This is a genomic window from Pseudoclavibacter sp. VKM Ac-2867 (genome assembly GCF_015351275.1).
Taxonomy (GTDB): domain Bacteria; phylum Actinomycetota; class Actinomycetes; order Actinomycetales; family Microbacteriaceae; genus Pseudoclavibacter.
On sequence record NZ_JADKSL010000023.1, the window covers coordinates 23,268 to 40,529 of the forward strand.

Genomic DNA, 17,262 nt, shown 5'->3' on the forward strand with positions numbered 1-17,262 from the left:
AAGTCGTCATCCTCTTACATCCGTCGTGCGCTGGGAGCTCACGTCACCTCGCACAGGTGGTTGCCCATCGGGAAACTAAATGTTAGTTTCCAGTAAGGAAACAAAACGATGGAGGGAACCATGGATAGCAATGAAGCTGCAGCCCGCCTCGCTGAGGTACATCGAGTCAATCGTCTGTCATCCAAGAAGGGCGCATGGGTCACGTCCCTCCTTGTGTCTGTCGCCGCGTTGCTCATCGGGGCAGTGCTCGATCTTGACATGATCTATCTATCGGGACTCGTTGTGCTGGCCGCGGTGGGATTGTTGTCGATCCGGTCGATTCGGCCGCGGCTGACGTGGACCGACAGGCGCGGTGCGTGGCTGGTCTGGGGCGGCGCCGCCCTGGCTCTCGCGGCATACATCGCCGTGCAGTTTCCGGTACGTGCGGCGGGATGGATTGCCCCGAACACGATCGGTGCTCTCGCTGCCGTGATCGTGATCCTTGTCTTCTGCCGAGCTGGCCTGCAGCGCCTCGCGAGCGCCTCCACGGTGGTGGAATCCAGGAAGAGGCGATGAGCGACGTGCCAGCGGGAGATGCTGCAGCTCTCCGTCTTGACCCGCTGCTGCATGAGCCGGTGCGGTTGGCGATCCTTGCTGCCCTTGCCCCAGCGGATTACATCGATTTTTCCGTGCTCCTCGGCCTCGTCGGGGTAAGCAAATCGGCGTTGTCGAAGCATGTGTCCGCTCTGACTGAAGCCGGGGTCGTCGCCGTCACGAACAGCCCTGCCGATAGGCGAGCCCGGCGCATTGCACTCACCGGTACCGGACGGGAGTCCTTCGACGCCTACCTACGGCGCCTTGAAGAAATCGTCCGATCAGCTCGAGGGTGAAGGACCTTTCTCTGCTTGAGGCTGGACGTCGGCGGCGCCGCGGATGCAGATGCCTACTGCCCTGATCGGCCGAGCGGGGCTGAGCTGAGCTGAGCGCCGATTCGTAGTTGAGCCGCCATGCCAGTCGGCGACCCGATAATCAGTGATGGGCGTGGGTGGCAGGCATGCACCGGGTATAGCGACACTAATTGCCTGACGTGCGGGTAGAGGCGATAAAGCCGCGGGTCCCGGAAAGTGCTGGGCGGATGCGGCAACTCACGCGCTTCGGGGTATCTCGCCGGTCGCCACCGACTCCTCTGGTCTATGACGGTTCATCGGCTGCCTGCCCGTCTCCTGGATTTGACCTCAAGTCCAGTTGAGGTTTTACGGTCGTGGAGTGGCCCCGGCGTGGCCCGTCGAGACGAGCGAGGACATCGTGACCCGAATTATGACCCTGCGATGACGTACGTGATCGCGTCGACGTGAAGGACACGGCGATCATCGATGAATATCCCGTCTGGGGCATCTCCTCCGACAACGTCCTGCCCGATGAATTGCAGGACGGCTACAAGGCCAACGTCGAGTCGTTCGACGAATTCGGTTCAGGAATATGTGCCGCCAAGGCCGAGATGGTCGCTCTAGACCAGCCGGTCATCGCGGCACTCGCACCTCAGGAGGAAGACTCATGACCGCTATCGAACCGCGGATCGCCATCGTCGGGGCTGGGCCGGCTGGTATCTACGCTGCCGACATCCTCCTCCGACTTGCACCGTCAGCCTCGATCGACCTGTTCGAAAAGCTGCCTACGCCTTACGGCCTGGTCCGGTACGGCGTCGCTCCCGATCATCCGCGCATCCGCAAGATCGTCGATGCCCTCCATGATGTGCTCGTGAACCCGCGCATCCGCCTCCGCTGCAACGTCGAGATCGGAGTCGACATGGAGATCGACGAACTCCGTGCGGCGTACAACGGCGTGATCGTGGCAACCGGCGCCGACCTCGATGTCAGCCTCGACATTCCCGGCATCAACCTGCCCGGATCGTTCGGCGCCGCCGACTTCGTGGCCTGGTACGACGGGCATCCCGACGTGTCACGCACCTGGCCGCTCGAAGCGGAGTCGGTTGCCGTGCTCGGCGCGGGTAACGTCGCGCTCGACGTTGCCCGGATTCTCGCCAAGCACGCCTCGGCGCTCACAGACACCGACACACCCGATTCCGTCCTCGAGCCGCTCGCCGCCAGCCCGCTGCGCGACGTGCACCTGTTCGCTCGGCGCGGTCCTGCAGATGTTCGCTTCTCCGCGATGGAACTGCGCGAACTCGCCGAGCAGGACGACGTCGACGTGATCGTGGACCCTGAGGAACTCGCCCTGGACGATCACGCCGAACGGATGATTGCCCAGTTCTCGCAGCGCCGCATTATCGTGCGCACGCTCACTGAGTGGGGTGCGCGCGATCCTTCGGAGCGCACCGCCTCTCGCCGCATCCACCTGCACCTGCGGCAGCGGCCCGTGCGGGTACTCGGCACCGAACGAGTGACCGGCATCGAGATGGAGCGCACCGCATCCGATGAACTTGGCCGCATGGTCGGCACCGGCGAGCTACTGCGGTACGACGTTGGTGCGGTCTATCGTGCGGTGGGATACCGTGCAACTCCCGTGCCAGGCGTGCCGTTCGATACCACCCAGGGCGTGGTCCCGCACGTCGAGGGCCGCGTCGTGGATTCCGAAGGTGTCCCGATCCCGCGGCTGTATGCGACGGGCTGGATCAAGCGCGGACCAGTCGGACTCATCGGCGCGACGAAGTCCGACGCGGGGCAGACCGTCCGCCACCTCATCGACGATCTCGCCATTGTCGAGCATGCCCCGCGCGAAGACGATCCGACCGCGCATCTTGCTCACGCGGTCGACCTCGACGGCTGGCTGCGCATCAATGCTGCCGAGCGTGCGGCCGGTGCTGAACGCGGGCGCGAGCGGACGAAAATCGTCAACCGCGCGGAGATGCTCACGCATGCGCAGCGGGACCAGACGATGGAAGGCCTCCGGTGACCGCATACCCGTGCCGACTGCAGTTCGCGATGGACCCAAGGGGGCGTTCCGCACGCACCCCGCCGGTGTCGGGATCACTACGGCACCATCTCGGACGCCGCGTGGGGCACACAGCGTCGAACGGAGCCTCGGTTGAGGGCGTGCGGGCCGCCGCCATACCAAGCTGCGATCGCCTTCTGCTCCACTCCGAGCAGAATCGACTGGGTCGACTCGTCTGGCTGGTGGGATACGCCCGAAGCATCAGACGGTCGCCGTCGACTGTGTCCGGCGCCGGGACGAGTTCGACGTCGACGTCCCGCAGCGGGGGAGAGCCACCCCCAGAGAAACCAGGTCATGCCGTCGACGGGCCTCGTCGCCACCGGACGCCAGCAGACGATGCGTTTCGTCCACTGCGAGTCGACCCGCTCCCGGACCGTCTCTCAGCGCAACGCCAGCGACTCGAGGGCGACTTCGGCAGTGACCTTGATGGCTGGCTCGTTCATGCCGTGGATGCTCGCACAGGCCACCGACAGACTGACGCCGTTCTAGCCTAAGAACGCGCGCTTGACGCGGGACCAGAAATCTCCCTCAGGTTCCGGCACGTGCTTTTGAGTAGCCATCGAGGTTGTCAGTTGCGCTCGTGGGGGAGTACTTTGCAGCAACTCGAGAGTTTCGCGCTTCGCGGCAATCACGCGTACGCGACCGGCTTCCACTGCTGAACGCGCGCCAGCAATGAAAATCGCATGCAAGACGATGCCCACGTCGAGTTGCTTGGCCACTCGTCACGCCATCATCTTGGGCAGATACCCAACTTTCACGGCGTCAGCGAAGACAGCTACCGCGAAGGAGTCGTGCTCATTGTCTGGCTCGCGCACGAGAGTCGCGATTCGGCCCGGCCGTGTGTCAGCGCGACGCTCTTGGTAGTACTTGAGGCCCCGAAGTTGTGCAGTTCAAAGCTCCAAAGCGAGCAAGTTCCGGCACCCCATGTTGACGAGCTTCCTCGTAGTGACCTCGTAGAGCCACCGCTCGCCTCCGTGCGGCCCGACTCGGAGTGCATCCACGGACTTGAGGAGCTCATCCCAACGTGAAGAGTGCAGGTAGATCGAGTCGCGGTCCGTTCGGTGGACACCTGCCTGATGCGTCGTGGGCTGATCATGCCAGTGCTGGCCTTCTCTGGCACCACACCGGGGCACCATATGTCCGTGGTCGACCGTAAGATTCGCGCATGCGCAGGAGGATCTTCCCCATCGTCGCCGCGGCTGCACTTGCCCTGGCCCTCACCGGCTGCGCCGCCGATACCAGCGACGCGACTGCTCCCTCGGCGTCAGCCCAGCCGACACCGACGCCGACACCGACGGTTGAACCGCTCACGGATGTTGAGATCTACGAGCTGATGATCCCTGCTTCCGGCGAAGTCGCTCTCGAGAGTGACGCCATGGTCGAGTCCATCACCGATGACCCCAGCGGGGGAGGGATCGATCCCCTCAAGCTCGCAGTTTTGGACGAGAAGTTGCTCCGCTTCGAGGGGTGGGCGTCTCCCGAACTCAGGACAGCACTCGTCGCGTATCACGAGCCAATCCACGCGCTGCAGCAGATCTACGACACAGGCGTGAACACGACGATCACGACGTCGGTGGGCCCGGATGCCACTGCACTCCTCGGCGCCTGTGTCGACGTTTACGAAGCGGCCGACGTGTCTTAGTTCAGGCCTCGCGAGCCGGCACCGAAACAGGTTTGCGCCAACTCTGCGCCAACTTCCCGAGCAAGACGAAAGCCCCGATCCGACGTTTACGCGTCAGATCGGGGCTTTCTCTAGTGGGTGATGCGGGACTCGAACCCACGACCTCTTCCGTGTGAAGGACTGAGTTCACCGTGAACGTCCGCAACCAACCGGTCCTGTTCCCAGTCATTTACTGGGGAGACGCGGGCTCGAGGTCCATCCTGTGTTTGCGGATATCCACGGTGTTTCATGGTCTCCAGCATAGGTCCACCGGCATTTCACCGGCACGGTTCGCCTGGTTCCGAGCGGTCCTTTGCGGTCCTTCGGGAATCAGATTCGGGGTGCTGGTGGGGCACAGCAAGACGCCCGCCACGGGTGACCGTGGCGGGCGTCTTGCGAACGTGAACCTAGAGCGCCATCGGCTCCCGTTCCTCCTCGCGGCCATCAGACTCGAACGTCCGCAGGAGCGAGTTAGCGTCAACCATCCGTCGGTCGACGTCGCCCTCCAATTCCGCCGACTTGTCGTCCCAGATCTCGGCGCCGGAGGAGTCCTCGACGCTACGGACGAACCCGTCCTCGTAGAAGTGGATTCGAGCGGCCGTCGGCAGGGCATCCTTGACGAGCCGGCCCGCCATGGCCCGGGTCTCAGCGTCCTCGGCCTCCCGGACTCGCGCAGCTCGCCCCCGGTTCGCGGCAAAGCGCCGGACCTGCTCCCGCGTCGGCAACGTCCTCCGGTCGTCGTATTCGCTGGGCGGCCACGACAGGTCGTACGTGCCCTCGAGCGGGATGCCCTGGTAGCTGGTGGCGTCGGCGATCTTGGCGTTGAACTCGATGCTGTCCTCGACGATGTCGTACTCGGGGCCTTGCGCGCTGATGTCGCCGTTGGCGTCCATGATCCGGTCGAATTGGGAGTAGCTGCCTCCGTCATTGTCGTAGGTGAGCGCGACCCGGTCCGCGGTCGGGTAGTGCACGGCGGCCGCCGCGGCAATCGCCTCGCGCGTTAGCTCAGCATTCCGCGCGGGATCCGCGATCTCGCCGAGGTTGTCGAGCGCGCGCAGCTGATCCATCGCAGCCTCGTACCGATGTTCTGCGGCTCGCGTGGATGCCGGGGGAGCAACGGCGAGCTGTCCCGGGTTGGGGGCTGTGTGCTGCTGGTTTCCGAACTGGCCGCCGGTGGTGCCGTTGCCTCGGGAGGCTTCGCGGCGGGCGGCTGCGTCGTTGCTGATCGTCATGGGTCATCGTCCTTCGGTGGTGGGTGGGGTGCGGAGGTAGCCGTTGGAAGGCCTCCCGGGTGCTTGTGCCGGGACTGTGTGCGGCGTTACCCGGCGACGAGCATCCGCACGGTCGCGCGGGTGTCCCGGCGGGGAGCGTCGGCCAGGGGGCCGCGCCACTCGGCGAGCAGCTCCAGCGCTTCTTCGTCGATGGGGCGGTTGTTGGTGCTGCGGCTGCCGCGTGCGCGAACTCAGAGTGTGTTGAGGGTCTGCCCGGCGCGGCGCTCGGGGTCCTGGTCCACGCCAAAGGTGCGGGGGAGCTTCCCGAACTCTGCCGCGAAGTCGATGACGCACTGGGCCCGTGCGAAGCGTTGCGGACTACCGGTGCCCGCACTGGGCATGCGCCGGTTGGCGGCCAAGTCGGCGACGGCGGTCAGCAGCTCGTCGGAGAGCGAGTCGGGGTCGCTGGTGCGGATGAGATCGAGGACGCCTCGCCACCACTGGCCGACATGGAACTCGTGCGGGCCGACACCGGGCGCGCGACGCTGAACCGGTGGCTTGCCGTGCTCGTCCTGGAACTCACGGAACGCGAGGGCATGCCAGGCGAAATCCTGAGGGCAGTTGATGATGCTGCAGGGAGTGTTCATGCCGGGCTATGCGGGTGTCGGTCGCCGACCGGGAAGCAACTCGTGCACCGGGGAAGACTCCTGACAGGTGAGTTTCGCCAGCTGCACAGCCTCGGCACGGGCAGCTGCGCGGGCGTCTTCGTGCACGTGCAAGTCCTCGAATCAGAGCTACCCGCCGACCTTCGCAAGGTCGCCGAGCACGTCGTCGACGGGGACTACCTGGTCGGCCGCAACTAGGGAGTAGCAGGGAAGTGTCCATGCACTCCACCGCGGGCTCCGCTGGAACTGCGGTTTCGACGACGAGAGGGGCCTAGATGATCTCCGCCTGAGCTCGCTCGACCGCCTCAAGCCGTTGGAGGTGGCTGGATCGTGCGGTGAACTCCGTGGACTGCCTCGATTGCCCGTCGGCAACGATTCCGTCACGCCCGGAGTCGGAATCACGACCTCGTCACGGTTTCGCCGAGTCGAGGCACGAACTGCGCCCGGTGGTGCAGATTGGCATCTTCAGGATTGCGGAGAGGTGCCGATGACTCAGAGCGAAGCCAACCAGCTTGAGAATTGTCGGGCGACACCCCTCTGGCTGCAGTTGCTCGTCACGTGCGGCCTGCTCTTCGGCGTGGCTGTGGCGCTCGCCCTCGTGGTCGGTTGGATCGCTCCGCGAGGGCTGGACTCGGTCGGCATGAGAGGGCAAGTCCTGCTGCTCGCCGCGATGATTCCTGATGCCCAGGAGTTTCGCGTCAGTGGGGAACCACTCGCGGTAATCGTGGACGTCCGACTCGGTGCCCCTGCCTCGCCTGAGCAGATTGAGCGCCTGGAGGAGATCGGGGCGTCGGAGCCGGCCGCGATTGGAGGCTCATCTCTCTGGGTGGTATGCGTCTTCGATGACGAGGACAACCCGGTGGCTGTCTGGGGTGCAGGTCGACACTGCAGCTCCGACGATCGGTTCACGAAGAACCCGTGGATACCGGCCGAAGAGTTCTACGCTGCGCACTCCGACTGACGACCAGCCCAGGGGAAAGCGGACGCCGCATACCGACGTTGAGCCAGACTGTGACCCTCGGCTTCAGCACTAATTCAGGACTGTGCTTGGAAGCCCTCGCGGTTCCAGTAGGCCGCCTGAACTGACGATTGCCGACTGAACGCATCGGGCGCGGCTCCCGCAGGCCACAGTGTCAGCTCGTGGCTGTCCGGAGACGCGGTGCCGAACCCGATGTTGGGGCCCGCAGCCAGGTCGTCCATCGCCTGGCAGTTCCATCGCACGCCATAGCTCGGCGTAGGTAGCTCGAATTCAACGACGGGGTTCTCGCCCCACGGCCAGAGGCCGGCGACACCGTGCGGGGTGAAGGACACCTCCACGATCTCTTCCCAGTTCCCGAAGTCAGGTGCTTCGTCCCAGACGCTGATGCGAACACGGATCGAACCCGTGTGCGTTCCGGTCACGAGGAAGAGCTGGCCAGCGTCCCCGGCCCCACAGAGCCCGTTCGTTTGCCCCCCCCCGGAACGCAAGATCGAGGTCGATCGACTGCGGATTCGTCCGGACGTAGAGCTGGGCATATTGGGTGGACACGAGGTCGTCGAAGAGGAGGCGCACGATCCCCGTATCGATGGCGTGGCGCCGGCCCGCATAGCCAGGCATGAGCGAACTTGACCTCAGCACCACGTCCAACCCCGCCGCCATTCGAGCGGACGAGCGCATGCCGAAACACCTCGGCGGCACCATCCAGTCCCTCCACGAAGGACGCCTGCTGACGGGCCAGTTCCGACAGCTCTACAGCCTCGGAGACCAGGGGCGGAGCGGCATCGTCGTGCACGTCCTCCTGGACGAGTCCGAGCTGCACCGGGACCTCTATGGCCTCTGCGAGCACCTCGCGGACGGGATGCACCTGGCGGAGATCCAGCTGACGCCAGATGTGGAAGTCTCGCTGTCCTTCGCCGACGGATCCGCAGGCGCCGCCCTTGCGCAAACTCCTCGGACGAAGATGCTGACGCTCTGACGGACTGGACCGGGATCGGTGCCCGCATAGGTTCCAGAAGCTCCGCACGACACCCGCGGGCCCGACACCTGGAGGACCACCATGATGGCACCGACCCCGTACGCACTGATGGATAACGAGACGCTCGAGCGCACCGAAGCCGAACTCGTCCAGGAGCTGGAGCTGCGCGAGTCGAAGTCGTCGGAGCTCTCGCCGGTCCCGGCGTTCGCGACGATGCCAAGCGAGCAGCTCGAGGACATGGTCGGCGATGTCCGAGCGAACCTCGCCGCCCGCCGCGGCCCGGAGGTGCAGGCATCAGCTACGAAGCCGGTCGGAAAATGGCCCTCGAAGCGGAGATAGCTAATGACCGCGCCGGTGGCGATGCGGGCTTCGAGGCTCACCTCACGGCAAAACTCGCCGAGGTCCGCATTCCAGCGAAACCGACCTGATCGAGAACTGGGCCAACACTGACGAAGGGCTGGACTTCAAGAGCCAAGCGAGCCGTCGTTGCGAGGACGCACACGAGGGAATCCGGCGCGTCAAGTCAGCAGCCACCGGCGGGTACCTCGCCGTGGCTGGCATCACTACCGCCCTGTAGGCATCCATGGTGCTACTCCAGAGTCCTAGGCGTGGATCACCGCCGATGTGGTGTGCGAGCATGAGGTCGTCCAACGACCTCCGAAGAGCTCGACGCCGTCCGAGTGGCGTCGGAAGGGCACTGGTACTAGCAGGTGCAGGACACCTGCCCGCGCGTCTGCGGGCCGAGCGGCCACCGAGGACCGGGTCGCATCATCCCGTGGCGGCCCGGACGGCACAAACCCGAACGCCACTTCTGTGAAGTCTGCCCACAGCCCTCGAGGAGGTTCATGATCGTCGCCTCGAAGACCTGTCGTGGCGGCAACCGATCGGGCCGATGTGATTGTGCTCGGCACTCTCGTAGGCCCGCGACGCCGCGGCCAGCTGTGTGCTCATCCCGCGCGACCTCCGAGGCGACGCTCAGACAAGTTAGCGACTCAGGACCGGGGTGTTGTGTCGCTGGCCGAAGAACACGACCAGCGACACAAGGGGGCAACCAGAGCTAGTTAGTCCTTAGCGGTTGGCCGTCCTGGGTTAAAATCTTCTGCTCCATTGTGTGAAGCCCGTTTCTCGTGGTTGCGCGCGTCTAGGGGTGTTTGGCCGTTGAAGTTCGCTCTCAATCGTGCGATCAACACGCAGCCGATCGTGAAGTACGGAACTGCGAAGACGAGGAGCCACTGTCCTTCGACTCCAAGCAGGAGGAGAAGGATGGTCAAGAACACTCCGCCTGCGAGATACGCGGCTACGGCGCGTTTTGTAGTGAATGCACCTGACTCCTGTGACGACATGGATCTCCCTTGTAGGTCATAGATTTAGCAGGCAGCGGCGGTTCCCGCAGCGTTTCCGGCGATGCCGCCGGCAATGGCCCCGCCGATAGTCCCAAGGCCAGGAACCACTGAACCCGCGGCTGCGCCAGCCAGAGCGCCGCCAGCGCCGGCACCGACGATTCCGAGCCAGCACTTCGCGTCACTGCCAATCCCTGACCTCAAACTCACTGTTGAATGCCTAATTGTGTCAGTCAAGACGCTGGTGACCAGCACGGAACCGTCCTCCTGGACTTTGTACGCGAGCGATACCGAATTGCCATCGCGGTCTGTTGCGAGCGACGGGAGCTCTTCAATTGCTCTAGAGGGAATTTCAACAGCGGTCATCTCTCCGTTGGAGTTGGCCGCGAACCGGTGGGTGTCAGACGTGAAGCGGACGGTGTCACTGCTTACGGCCTCTGTTTCGACGACTGCGTCCGCAGCGCTGGCAGGGGTGGTCGTCGAGGAATCGGCGAACGCAGGTCCGGCGGTCGCCACTGATCCGATGACGAGGGTCCCTCCAACCAGAACAGACATGCATGTCCTGCGAAAATTCATTCTTCTCCCCCCTTGGTTTTGAATCCGTCCCTCGACGCAAACTAACGGGACAAGGATGCCTTGTGGTTCGCGTCCAGGAAAAGTACACGAACAACCCATATGAAGTGCGCCTCCTCAAAAGCCACGCGTAGCCGAGGCCACGCCGACAGAAATGCAGCAGCAGTGTCAACGCCGTTCCTTGCACTCTGAGAGGTCCTGTAGTCGGGCGTGGTCGTCGCAGTCGCTGCGCTTGGCGGACTCTCGCCAGACCGCGTCATCACAACCTCCGCACGGGGACTGAGGTACGCGGAGTCGCTACGGAGCATGCCACAGTGCAAGGACTCGCTCTGGTCGGCGTCGTCGCGTGCCTCTCCTCGGCGAACGTCGAAGCGGCCGGCCAAGGCATCCCGCCTGTGGTGTACACCGGGCCCAACGACTTCACGCTCCCCGACTGGGCGCTTCGCCGCCACGGGAGGCAGCAAGGACTATGGACGGCGCGAGGGTCATAGCCCTCTCGTCGCTGACAAGCACGTCGACAAGATCCGCCGCAGGAATCGCACGCTCGCGGCCATGGCCCACCACTGCGACTTCGGCCTCTACGACACGCACACCGCGCGGATGGACCTGCAGGTGCGCGTACTCCGAGGAGACGCTGAGCCAGGATGAGTCCAGGCGCAGCCCGGCCCCAGCCTTCGAGACTGTGAAGGACGAGCGGACAGGCCGCTGCCTCGTCGCTGTCATGACAATTAGGTCAGAAAAACCACCATTTCAGGCACCGAAGGCCGACAGGAATACTCCCGTCCCTACAGTGATGACTGGTCGTGTTCTGCAAGGACGGTCATCGGGGGATGCCCGCGGCTTGGTGGGAATGTCGAGCCGACACGATTGCCGAGGGCCGTGCGGATCGGGGAATACCTCTTCGCGCGGCCCTCATCCAACCTGATCGTAGTTGCAGACGTTCCGATCTGTGTCTGGTCAGGTCCGTCATGCCGCTGTCCGAAGGTGCGTTGTCATTGACCTCAGCAATTTGGGATGCGGCCCGCATCGGGGGAGTGATGGGCGGCGGCCGCAGGGCGAACGCGGCCAGGACGTGCCGAAGTGCACGTCAACAGCTCCCTGGTGGACGATCACGAACGTCAGAGACTCCCTGTTGGATGAACTCATCGCCTGGGGTAGCTGGCGACCGACTGCAGGATGACCCTTCATGGCGGGCGGTGTATTCGGTGGCGACAAGATGGCGCGAAAAACCACCAATGCGGCCCGAGAACTGCCCCGATCAACAGGCAGGAAGCACGTTCAAGGACACGCGCGACCGTGTTTTCGGAAGACGCGGACGGTGCGCGCTCAACGGACATCGTGTCATCGAGATAGGGCGGTAGACGAGATTTCCACGCTACCGACCCAGGGAAGCGAATTCATGACCGACAACCATGTACATCGAACCAACGAACCCAGCAAACGCCGTGCACTCTTGGTCGGTGCGGCCTGGGGCGTGCCGGTCATCGCCTACGCCGCAACAGCACCGTTCGCGTCAGCTAGCTGCCTGAGCAGCGGGTCTCGAACGTTCATCCCAGTGGGGACAGGGTCGGTAAACAACGCGGCACTCGAAACGTCCTTCGTCGTCCCCCAAGGAGTACGCACACTGTCCTTCATCGTTGAAGGCGGTGGTGGAGGAGGTTTCCGGGGCCCAAACGTAGTCGTCGGGGCAACCGAGGGTGGCTCATCCACCAGCATGCGGGGAACGCTTCGCGTCTCACCTGGTCAAACGCTCAACCTCATCGTGGGACAGGGCGGTATCGGACCCAGCAACGTGAGCACGGCGACGTACACAGGGGGCCGGGGATACGGAAACGGCGGATCCTCAGCGGCCACCCCCGGCGCAAGTATCGCGCTTCCCGCGGGATCCGGAGGCGGCGGCAGCGCCATCCTCTCCGGCGCTACAGCGCTCGTCGTCTCTGGCGGCGGGGGTGGGGGCGCCTCGACACACACCCACCTCGTCCCCAGCTCGGCTCCCAATCCCACCTCGAGTGGTGGTACGGGTGGAAACGGTGCCAGCAAGGGCGCCACACAGCGAATAACGTTCAGTTCCGGAGATTCGGACAGCGCTGACGGTGGATTCGGGGGATCGACCGTCGGCGGCAGCGGGGGTGCGGCAACACTCAGCGCTAGCGCTACTCCGACTCCGACGTTCCGTCAAGCACTTCCCGGCCTCACCGGTACGGGCCGAGACGGCTCCAACGGTGTTTCGCTCCTCCTTCCCGCAGCAGGCACATTCCCTGCCGTGTCGATAGCAAGCGCAGCCGGAGGCGGCGGCTACTTCGGGGGCGGGAGTGGTGGCGTCACGGGTACGCGGTGGAACGAGCGCTCCGGGCTGACTATCGGAGGGGCGGGCGGAGGTGCATCAAATTACGCGGCCGCAACTGTCACAGTATCCAGCTCGAACTTGGCCAATAACGGCGGCAACTTGTCAGATGTGCGCAGGCCCGGCCGTATCGTCCTGACCTGGACCTGCTAACTCGAGAACGTGAAGCGCTGGAGGTCGATGCGCTTGCTCGCAGGTCGAGTCCCCATTCCTCCGGCCAGCGCTGCGTGACAGTCGAGCTCACAATTCCCGGAGCGCGAAGACAAGGCTCGGCAGATTAGGTGCACATCACTGGGATAGACGCCGTACACGTCAATTGCCTCGACTGTTCTCAACCGGCGTGCGCTCTTCGTCGTCTCCACCCCACCGTCTGTTGACGGATGGAAGACCCCATGTGGAGTAGGGACGGCGGGCGACGAGCGATCCGTTGCGACACCGACTCGTGCTGCAGCGCTCACCCCTGGCAGGGATTCGCTTTCGAAAGCCCTGGGTGCACCTGGTGGGCCCGCCGTGACGCACACGCCTCGACCTCCAGTGGGCCCGGGCGCTTCAGCAGTCCTCGCTCCCGGCGTGGTGAGCAGCAGATCAACCTTCCTGGGGCTCAACCCTCGAAGCAGCCTCTATGGCTCGTCGAAGCTGCAAGGTTCCGGTGAAACCCGAGGCCTCGGCGATACGACGTAAGTCTCGGACGGTCAGGTCCTTCTGCTCACTCATCAAGGCATTAGCTCTTGCAAGCCGAGCGCGCCTCAAAGCGACACTCGGCGTGTCGCCCGCCGCTCGAAAGGCAGCTTGCAGGTGCTTTTTCGAGACGCCGAGTTTCCTGGCGATCGCACTCACATCCAAGCTGGCGTCATAGAAGTGCAGCGCGATGTAGCGTGACGCCGCGTCATGGAGTTGTCGGATACGGGAAGTGGTATCCAGGATCGCCCACCCCGTCTCGGCGATTACACAGGATTCAACTACCGAGTCCACTGCCCTGAAGAGCGGCGGCATGGCCTTGTCCTGCGGACCGACGCCGCTGGAGAGCGTCGAGTTCAGAAGGCCGCTGAACACTCGGGCAAAGCCTTGATCTACCCCGAATGGTCTTCCGACGATGCCGCTGGTTGGTCCAAGGCCCAGAAAGCGGTTCCAGGTACTTCCGAAGTATAGGCCGGCAACCGATTCGGTGGATTCCATCGTCATTGACATCGAAGTGTCACTCATGATCATGGACCCAGGTTCGAACGGCAACGGCGGCCCGTCGTTGACGCTCACGGTTCCGCGGCCTTCCAAAAAGTAGCTCACGCGAACCCGCCCGTCTGGCACCCGACTCCAAGTGTTCGACAGTACGCCTGTAGTGAAAAACACCCGTGCTATGTAATGGTCCTCCGCAACCAGCCAGTCTCCAGCTATGCGCGGACGACCGGCCCGCCGATGAACGTGCCACCCGAGACGAGCCCCGATCTCGATCGCATCGTTCCCGTCCACGTCGATGCCACGCTCGGTCCCCAAGGGGAAAGGAGGGAGTGCCGGGCTGCGATGGCTGGTCACTTGCGAATCACGTTGGCTCCAACTCTCGTTTCTATAGACGAGTAGTCCTATCACGCCAATATGTTATTGGGTCAACGCATAGCGAAAAGGCGGCTCATTGAGTTCATTTTGGCGGAAACGGACACGCTGAAGCTCATTTCGAGTGAGACTCGCCATTGGCCGGATGGATGCACGAGGCCATGCGAGCGATGGTGATGTGGAGGTCGAAGTATGAGCGAACAACCAGGGCGTCGGGATGATCCGTCGACTGGCTGGGATGTGGAACGAGAGGACCTTGGGCCAGCTCTCTTCCCCTCGGAAGGGGATGCGCTCGCGCGGCGGGTTTCAGGTGAAAGATCCGCATGGAACACGCCGACTATTGCCGCGACGATCAGGACACCAGGTGCAGCAGGCTTCGAAGCTCCAGTAACTGAGAAGTCCGCCGATCACCGTGCTGACTGCGCCTGCGCCCCGTCTCGCACACTCCAGCATTCTGCCCAGTAATCGTCCGACTGACTGCCTTCGCTAGTGCCGAACATCACCAGCGCAAATCTGGTCGTGGATCAGATCCAGCCATGGGTTGGAACGAAATCGTTCTGCCCCTGCCCCCGAGGCCCTGTGCCGTCACCGGTCTGTATCGCATCGGGATTCCGACGGAGTCAAAACTCATTACGACCAAGGAGACGACATGAACGAACAGCACGCCGAGCACACTGTGCAGGAGCATACCCATGGCGACGAGTGCGGCCACCAGCAGGTTCAGCACGGGGACCACGTGGACTTCCTTCATGGACAGCACAGACACGCTCTCCACGAGGACCACTACGACGAGCACGAGAGCATCGCCGAACACGGCCCGGCCGACCATGCGCACGGTGAAGAGTGCGGTCACGCGGCACAGGTTCACGGGGACCACGTCGACTACCTCCACGACGGGCACCGGCATGCACTGCATGCGGGGCACTACGACGAGCACTGACCTCGACCCTCAACAGCGCCGATGACAAACCACGATCAAGAACCTTGAGGAAGTAACACGTGCACGTTCCAGAAGAACCCCAACCAAGCCCGAACCTCTCTCGACGTACCCTCGCCGCAGGAGCCGCTTGGAGTATTCCGGTCATCGCAATGACAGCTACAGCACCGATGGCTTCCGCCTCTTGTGCAAGCGCGGGCGACCAGGTGTACGCACCAGGCAACCACACGCTCACGCTCCCCGACTGCGCATCACAGGTGACCTTCGAGGTCATCGGTGGTGGTGCATTTCAGGGCAGGGGCGCTGCGATTACAGGGACCTTCACTCTTCCTGCCAGGGGAGTCACACTTCGCCTGATCGTAGGGGCGGGCGGAACCACCTCGGATGCCGGAGGCGTTGGGGGAGCAGGTTTCGGTAACGGTGGTTCTAGCCCAGCCAGCGCTCGACGCGGAGCTGGCGGGGGCGGCGGGAGCGCAATTCTCATCGGATCGACCCCGTACGTCGTCGCGGGTGGGGCCGGCGCGGGTGGCACGTCCAACTCCACGCGACCGACCGGTTCACTGCCCGGATGGCTGACCGACTCCCTCACGATCGCCACGGCTCCTCAGAATGGGGTTCGCTATGGAACCGGAGACGCAGGCCCTGCCCCCTCCAACGGCAACGGCCGGGTCGCCAACTTCGGCGGCGCCAATCTCACGACCTTTGTGAACGTTGCGGGCGGGCAACCTGGAGTCCGTGGCCAGAGCAGGCTCTTCGGAAACGGAGGGGTGGGGATCGGATACAACTCCTTCCCGGCATCGTTCACTGCTTCGGGTGAAGTTCGGGGCGGAAACGGTGGCGACTTCGGCACCGGCGCGAACGGTGGTGGCGACGGAGGGCGCGGAGTGAAAATCGGTCCCATCAGTTCGCTCGAGGGTATTACCGGTGGCGGCGGTGGCGGATACGCCGGTGGCGGTGGTGGCGGAGGTGGCTACGTCTCCTACAATCCGAACCCGGCACTCGGTCACGTCTTCTCCGCTGGCGGCGGCTCGGGTTCCTCCTTCACCGGAGGTGCCGGAGTGAGTGTGTCCAGCATGACGGTTGGACCAGTATCCAGCGCCACGACTTCGCAGCCGAGCGCCCAGGGTCGCATCCGCATCTCGTGGATTTAGGCGAGACCTGATGCGGCGGCCCAGTCGGCTATAGGGAACGGTTCTGTTCCCTGCTGCGGCGTCCGGAACGCTCGAGGAACCGCGCGGCGGCGCGCTCAGGCCAAAGAGGGCAGCGGAGATCTCCGTGAAGATGCAGTCTCAGGACAGCACATCACGGGGGTCTTTCGCTGTTTTCGGCTCCCGCTTCCACAGGAATCGGGCGTCCTGGCCGACGGAAGTCACGTTGAAGGCTACGTGTCGCGCTTAGTGAGCGAAACCCTCGCGACGGTGATATCTATTCATGAGATTCGCGATGCCTGGCCCACTGAAGCGGACCGCCGAGTCCCCCCCCCCAGACTTCGCTCTTGGTGCGGTTCTGGAGATGCTCAGGGTTCAGCACGGCTGCCGTCGCACCACGGGCCTGGCACCAGGTCTGGCGGGCGGTTCACGCGCGGAGCGTTTGCCACCTGTTGCTTCAGAGAGAGCAGTCGAGCGCCCGCGCTGACGAGAGACACCTCGGGACAATGATCGCGGACCTCAGCGACTCCGTCGGGGTCGGCGAAGGCCAACGCCGAGGGCATTATCGTCTCTTGGAAAAGGCCGTCTAGAAGCAGAACTCGATGCCTGAGAGTGAGATCCACTGCTGGCTGTTAGCCCCAGCGGGGGGATTGGGTACTGCGTTTGAGTATTCCAACGTGAAGGAAGTCACGACGGAAGATGAGCTGCTCAAGGTGACCTCGACAGTGCTCGACTCTTCCGTAGTCCATACCGCGCTGCGAGTCCAAGGGGAGGCTACAGATCCTGCCCCGATGACGGGGGGAGAGGTGGTGTTCAGCCGAGTCACGGTCATTGCTTCGAATCCAGTGGTTCCGAGCGCGTCCGAGTAGGTTGGCGTCCGCGAAAAATCGTAGACCAGGAATTTGACCTGTTTCAACGGTCGCGTCGATGCGAACGAGAGACGCTGGCGG

At 63.8% G+C, this 17,262-nt stretch carries 18 protein-coding genes and 1 pseudogene; 12 read left to right on the forward strand and 7 right to left on the reverse strand.

Translation table 11 applies throughout. The features are described 5' to 3' along the window. Positions 1 to 120: 120 nt before the first annotated feature. The 5 genes from ITJ67_RS17280 (at position 121) to ITJ67_RS17300 (ending at position 3,420) form a co-directional block, all read left to right on the forward strand. Positions 121 to 555 carry a hypothetical protein gene (locus tag ITJ67_RS17280; protein WP_194678465.1) on the forward strand — a complete coding sequence of 145 codons (435 nt, stop codon included), beginning with the start codon at positions 121 to 123 and terminating at the stop codon, positions 553 to 555. Then, the gene (locus tag ITJ67_RS17285) at positions 552 to 869 is read left to right on the forward strand and encodes a transcriptional regulator (protein ID WP_194678466.1); all 318 of its coding nucleotides are present in this window, start codon (positions 552 to 554) and stop codon (positions 867 to 869) included. The genes ITJ67_RS17280 and ITJ67_RS17285 overlap by 4 nt, the downstream gene beginning before the upstream one ends. 461 nt (positions 870 to 1,330) lie before the next feature. Further along, positions 1,331 to 1,537: a ferredoxin gene (locus ITJ67_RS17290; protein WP_416362333.1), complete on the forward strand. Its 207-nt coding sequence runs from the start codon at positions 1,331 to 1,333 to the stop codon at positions 1,535 to 1,537. After that, positions 1,534 to 2,892: an FAD-dependent oxidoreductase gene (locus ITJ67_RS17295; protein WP_194678467.1), complete on the forward strand. Its 1,359-nt coding sequence runs from the start codon at positions 1,534 to 1,536 to the stop codon at positions 2,890 to 2,892. Before ITJ67_RS17290 ends, ITJ67_RS17295 begins: the two co-directional genes overlap by 4 nt. 333 nt (positions 2,893 to 3,225) lie before the next feature. Next, the gene (locus ITJ67_RS17300) at positions 3,226 to 3,420 is read left to right on the forward strand and encodes a hypothetical protein (protein ID WP_194678468.1); all 195 of its coding nucleotides are present in this window, start codon (positions 3,226 to 3,228) and stop codon (positions 3,418 to 3,420) included. Here ITJ67_RS17300 and ITJ67_RS17305 read toward each other — a convergent pair. Continuing rightward, positions 3,417 to 3,650 (reverse strand): hypothetical protein, encoded by a 234-nt coding sequence (locus tag ITJ67_RS17305; protein ID WP_160071819.1) that lies wholly within the window; start codon positions 3,648 to 3,650, stop codon positions 3,417 to 3,419. The two genes, ITJ67_RS17300 and ITJ67_RS17305, sit on opposite strands and share 4 nt — an antisense overlap. Positions 3,651 to 3,653: 3 nt before the next feature. After that, positions 3,654 to 3,800 (reverse strand): annotated as a pseudogene (locus ITJ67_RS20470) (HIRAN domain-containing protein); the annotation flags it as partial. A 296-nt stretch (positions 3,801 to 4,096) separates the two neighbouring features. Between ITJ67_RS20470 and ITJ67_RS17315 the strand changes: the two are divergent. Next, positions 4,097 to 4,573, forward strand: a complete 477-nt coding sequence (locus ITJ67_RS17315; protein ID WP_194678469.1) for a hypothetical protein — start codon at positions 4,097 to 4,099, stop codon at positions 4,571 to 4,573. 425 nt (positions 4,574 to 4,998) lie between these two features. Here the strand turns inward: ITJ67_RS17315 and ITJ67_RS17320 are convergent, their stop codons facing one another. Next, positions 4,999 to 5,823 (reverse strand): hypothetical protein, encoded by an 825-nt coding sequence (locus ITJ67_RS17320; RefSeq protein ID WP_194678470.1) that lies wholly within the window; start codon positions 5,821 to 5,823, stop codon positions 4,999 to 5,001. 230 nt (positions 5,824 to 6,053) lie between these two features. Continuing rightward, positions 6,054 to 6,449, reverse strand: a complete 396-nt coding sequence (locus ITJ67_RS17325) for a hypothetical protein (RefSeq protein ID WP_194678471.1) — start codon at positions 6,447 to 6,449, stop codon at positions 6,054 to 6,056. 42 nt (positions 6,450 to 6,491) lie between these two features. Between ITJ67_RS17325 and ITJ67_RS17330 the strand changes: the two genes are divergently transcribed. Together ITJ67_RS17330 and ITJ67_RS17335 are read left to right on the forward strand one after the other, a co-directional pair. Continuing rightward, positions 6,492 to 6,665 carry a hypothetical protein gene (locus ITJ67_RS17330; protein ID WP_194678472.1) on the forward strand — a complete coding sequence of 58 codons (174 nt, stop codon included), beginning with the start codon at positions 6,492 to 6,494 and terminating at the stop codon, positions 6,663 to 6,665. Positions 6,666 to 6,954: 289 nt separating this feature from the next. Next, a complete protein-coding gene (locus ITJ67_RS17335) occupies positions 6,955 to 7,428 on the forward strand; it encodes a hypothetical protein (RefSeq protein ID WP_194678473.1) in 474 nt (157 codons plus the stop codon). 74 nt (positions 7,429 to 7,502) lie between these two features. On the opposite strand, the gene ITJ67_RS17340 is transcribed toward ITJ67_RS17335, so the two are convergent. Further along, complete coding sequence (locus tag ITJ67_RS17340; protein ID WP_194678474.1) at positions 7,503 to 7,868, reverse strand: hypothetical protein; 366 nt, start codon at positions 7,866 to 7,868, stop codon at positions 7,503 to 7,505. 194 nt (positions 7,869 to 8,062) lie between these two features. On the opposite strand from ITJ67_RS17340, the gene ITJ67_RS17345 reads away from it, so the two are divergent. After that, positions 8,063 to 8,422: a hypothetical protein gene (locus tag ITJ67_RS17345; RefSeq protein ID WP_194678475.1), complete on the forward strand. Its 360-nt coding sequence runs from the start codon at positions 8,063 to 8,065 to the stop codon at positions 8,420 to 8,422. A gap of 81 nt (positions 8,423 to 8,503) precedes the next feature. Beyond that, on the forward strand, positions 8,504 to 8,761 hold the full coding sequence (locus ITJ67_RS17350; RefSeq protein ID WP_194678476.1) for a hypothetical protein: 258 nt from the start codon (positions 8,504 to 8,506) through the stop codon (positions 8,759 to 8,761). A 1,028-nt stretch (positions 8,762 to 9,789) separates the two neighbouring features. Here ITJ67_RS17350 and ITJ67_RS17355 read toward each other — a convergent pair. Then, complete coding sequence (locus tag ITJ67_RS17355) at positions 9,790 to 10,317, reverse strand: hypothetical protein (RefSeq protein WP_194678477.1); 528 nt, start codon at positions 10,315 to 10,317, stop codon at positions 9,790 to 9,792. Positions 10,318 to 10,649: 332 nt separating this feature from the next. On the opposite strand from ITJ67_RS17355, the gene ITJ67_RS17360 reads away from it, so the two are divergent. Next, the gene (locus tag ITJ67_RS17360) at positions 10,650 to 10,826 is read left to right on the forward strand and encodes a hypothetical protein (protein ID WP_194678478.1); all 177 of its coding nucleotides are present in this window, start codon (positions 10,650 to 10,652) and stop codon (positions 10,824 to 10,826) included. 2,438 nt (positions 10,827 to 13,264) lie between these two features. Here ITJ67_RS17360 and ITJ67_RS20360 read toward each other — a convergent pair. Next, entirely contained in the window at positions 13,265 to 13,933 is a 669-nt protein-coding gene (locus ITJ67_RS20360) for a helix-turn-helix domain-containing protein (protein WP_194678479.1), read from the reverse strand. Between the two features lie 943 nt (positions 13,934 to 14,876). On the opposite strand from ITJ67_RS20360, the gene ITJ67_RS17370 reads away from it, so the two are divergent. Continuing rightward, the gene (locus ITJ67_RS17370; RefSeq protein ID WP_194678480.1) at positions 14,877 to 15,167 is read left to right on the forward strand and encodes a hypothetical protein; all 291 of its coding nucleotides are present in this window, start codon (positions 14,877 to 14,879) and stop codon (positions 15,165 to 15,167) included. The last annotated feature ends 2,095 nt before the right edge of the window (positions 15,168 to 17,262 follow it).

Excerpts from the sequence above, each read along its gene's own strand:
- ITJ67_RS17280 (WP_194678465.1), top strand. The coding sequence starts at position 121 with ATGGATAGCAATGAAGCTGCAGCCCGCCTCGCTGAGGTACATCGAGTC.
- ITJ67_RS17285 (WP_194678466.1), top strand. The coding sequence starts at position 552 with ATGAGCGACGTGCCAGCGGGAGATGCTGCAGCTCTCCGTCTTGACCCG.
- ITJ67_RS17295 (WP_194678467.1), top strand. The coding sequence starts at position 1,534 with ATGACCGCTATCGAACCGCGGATCGCCATCGTCGGGGCTGGGCCGGCT.
- ITJ67_RS17300 (WP_194678468.1), top strand. The coding sequence starts at position 3,226 with ATGCCGTCGACGGGCCTCGTCGCCACCGGACGCCAGCAGACGATGCGT.
- ITJ67_RS17315 (WP_194678469.1), top strand. The coding sequence starts at position 4,097 with ATGCGCAGGAGGATCTTCCCCATCGTCGCCGCGGCTGCACTTGCCCTG.
- ITJ67_RS17320 (WP_194678470.1), bottom strand. The coding sequence starts at position 5,823 with ATGACGATCAGCAACGACGCAGCCGCCCGCCGCGAAGCCTCCCGAGGC.
- ITJ67_RS17325 (WP_194678471.1), bottom strand. The coding sequence starts at position 6,449 with ATGAACACTCCCTGCAGCATCATCAACTGCCCTCAGGATTTCGCCTGG.
- ITJ67_RS17335 (WP_194678473.1), top strand. The coding sequence starts at position 6,955 with ATGACTCAGAGCGAAGCCAACCAGCTTGAGAATTGTCGGGCGACACCC.
- ITJ67_RS17345 (WP_194678475.1), top strand. The coding sequence starts at position 8,063 with ATGAGCGAACTTGACCTCAGCACCACGTCCAACCCCGCCGCCATTCGA.
- ITJ67_RS17350 (WP_194678476.1), top strand. The coding sequence starts at position 8,504 with ATGATGGCACCGACCCCGTACGCACTGATGGATAACGAGACGCTCGAG.
- ITJ67_RS17355 (WP_194678477.1), bottom strand. The coding sequence starts at position 10,317 with ATGTCTGTTCTGGTTGGAGGGACCCTCGTCATCGGATCAGTGGCGACC.
- ITJ67_RS17370 (WP_194678480.1), top strand. The coding sequence starts at position 14,877 with ATGAACGAACAGCACGCCGAGCACACTGTGCAGGAGCATACCCATGGC.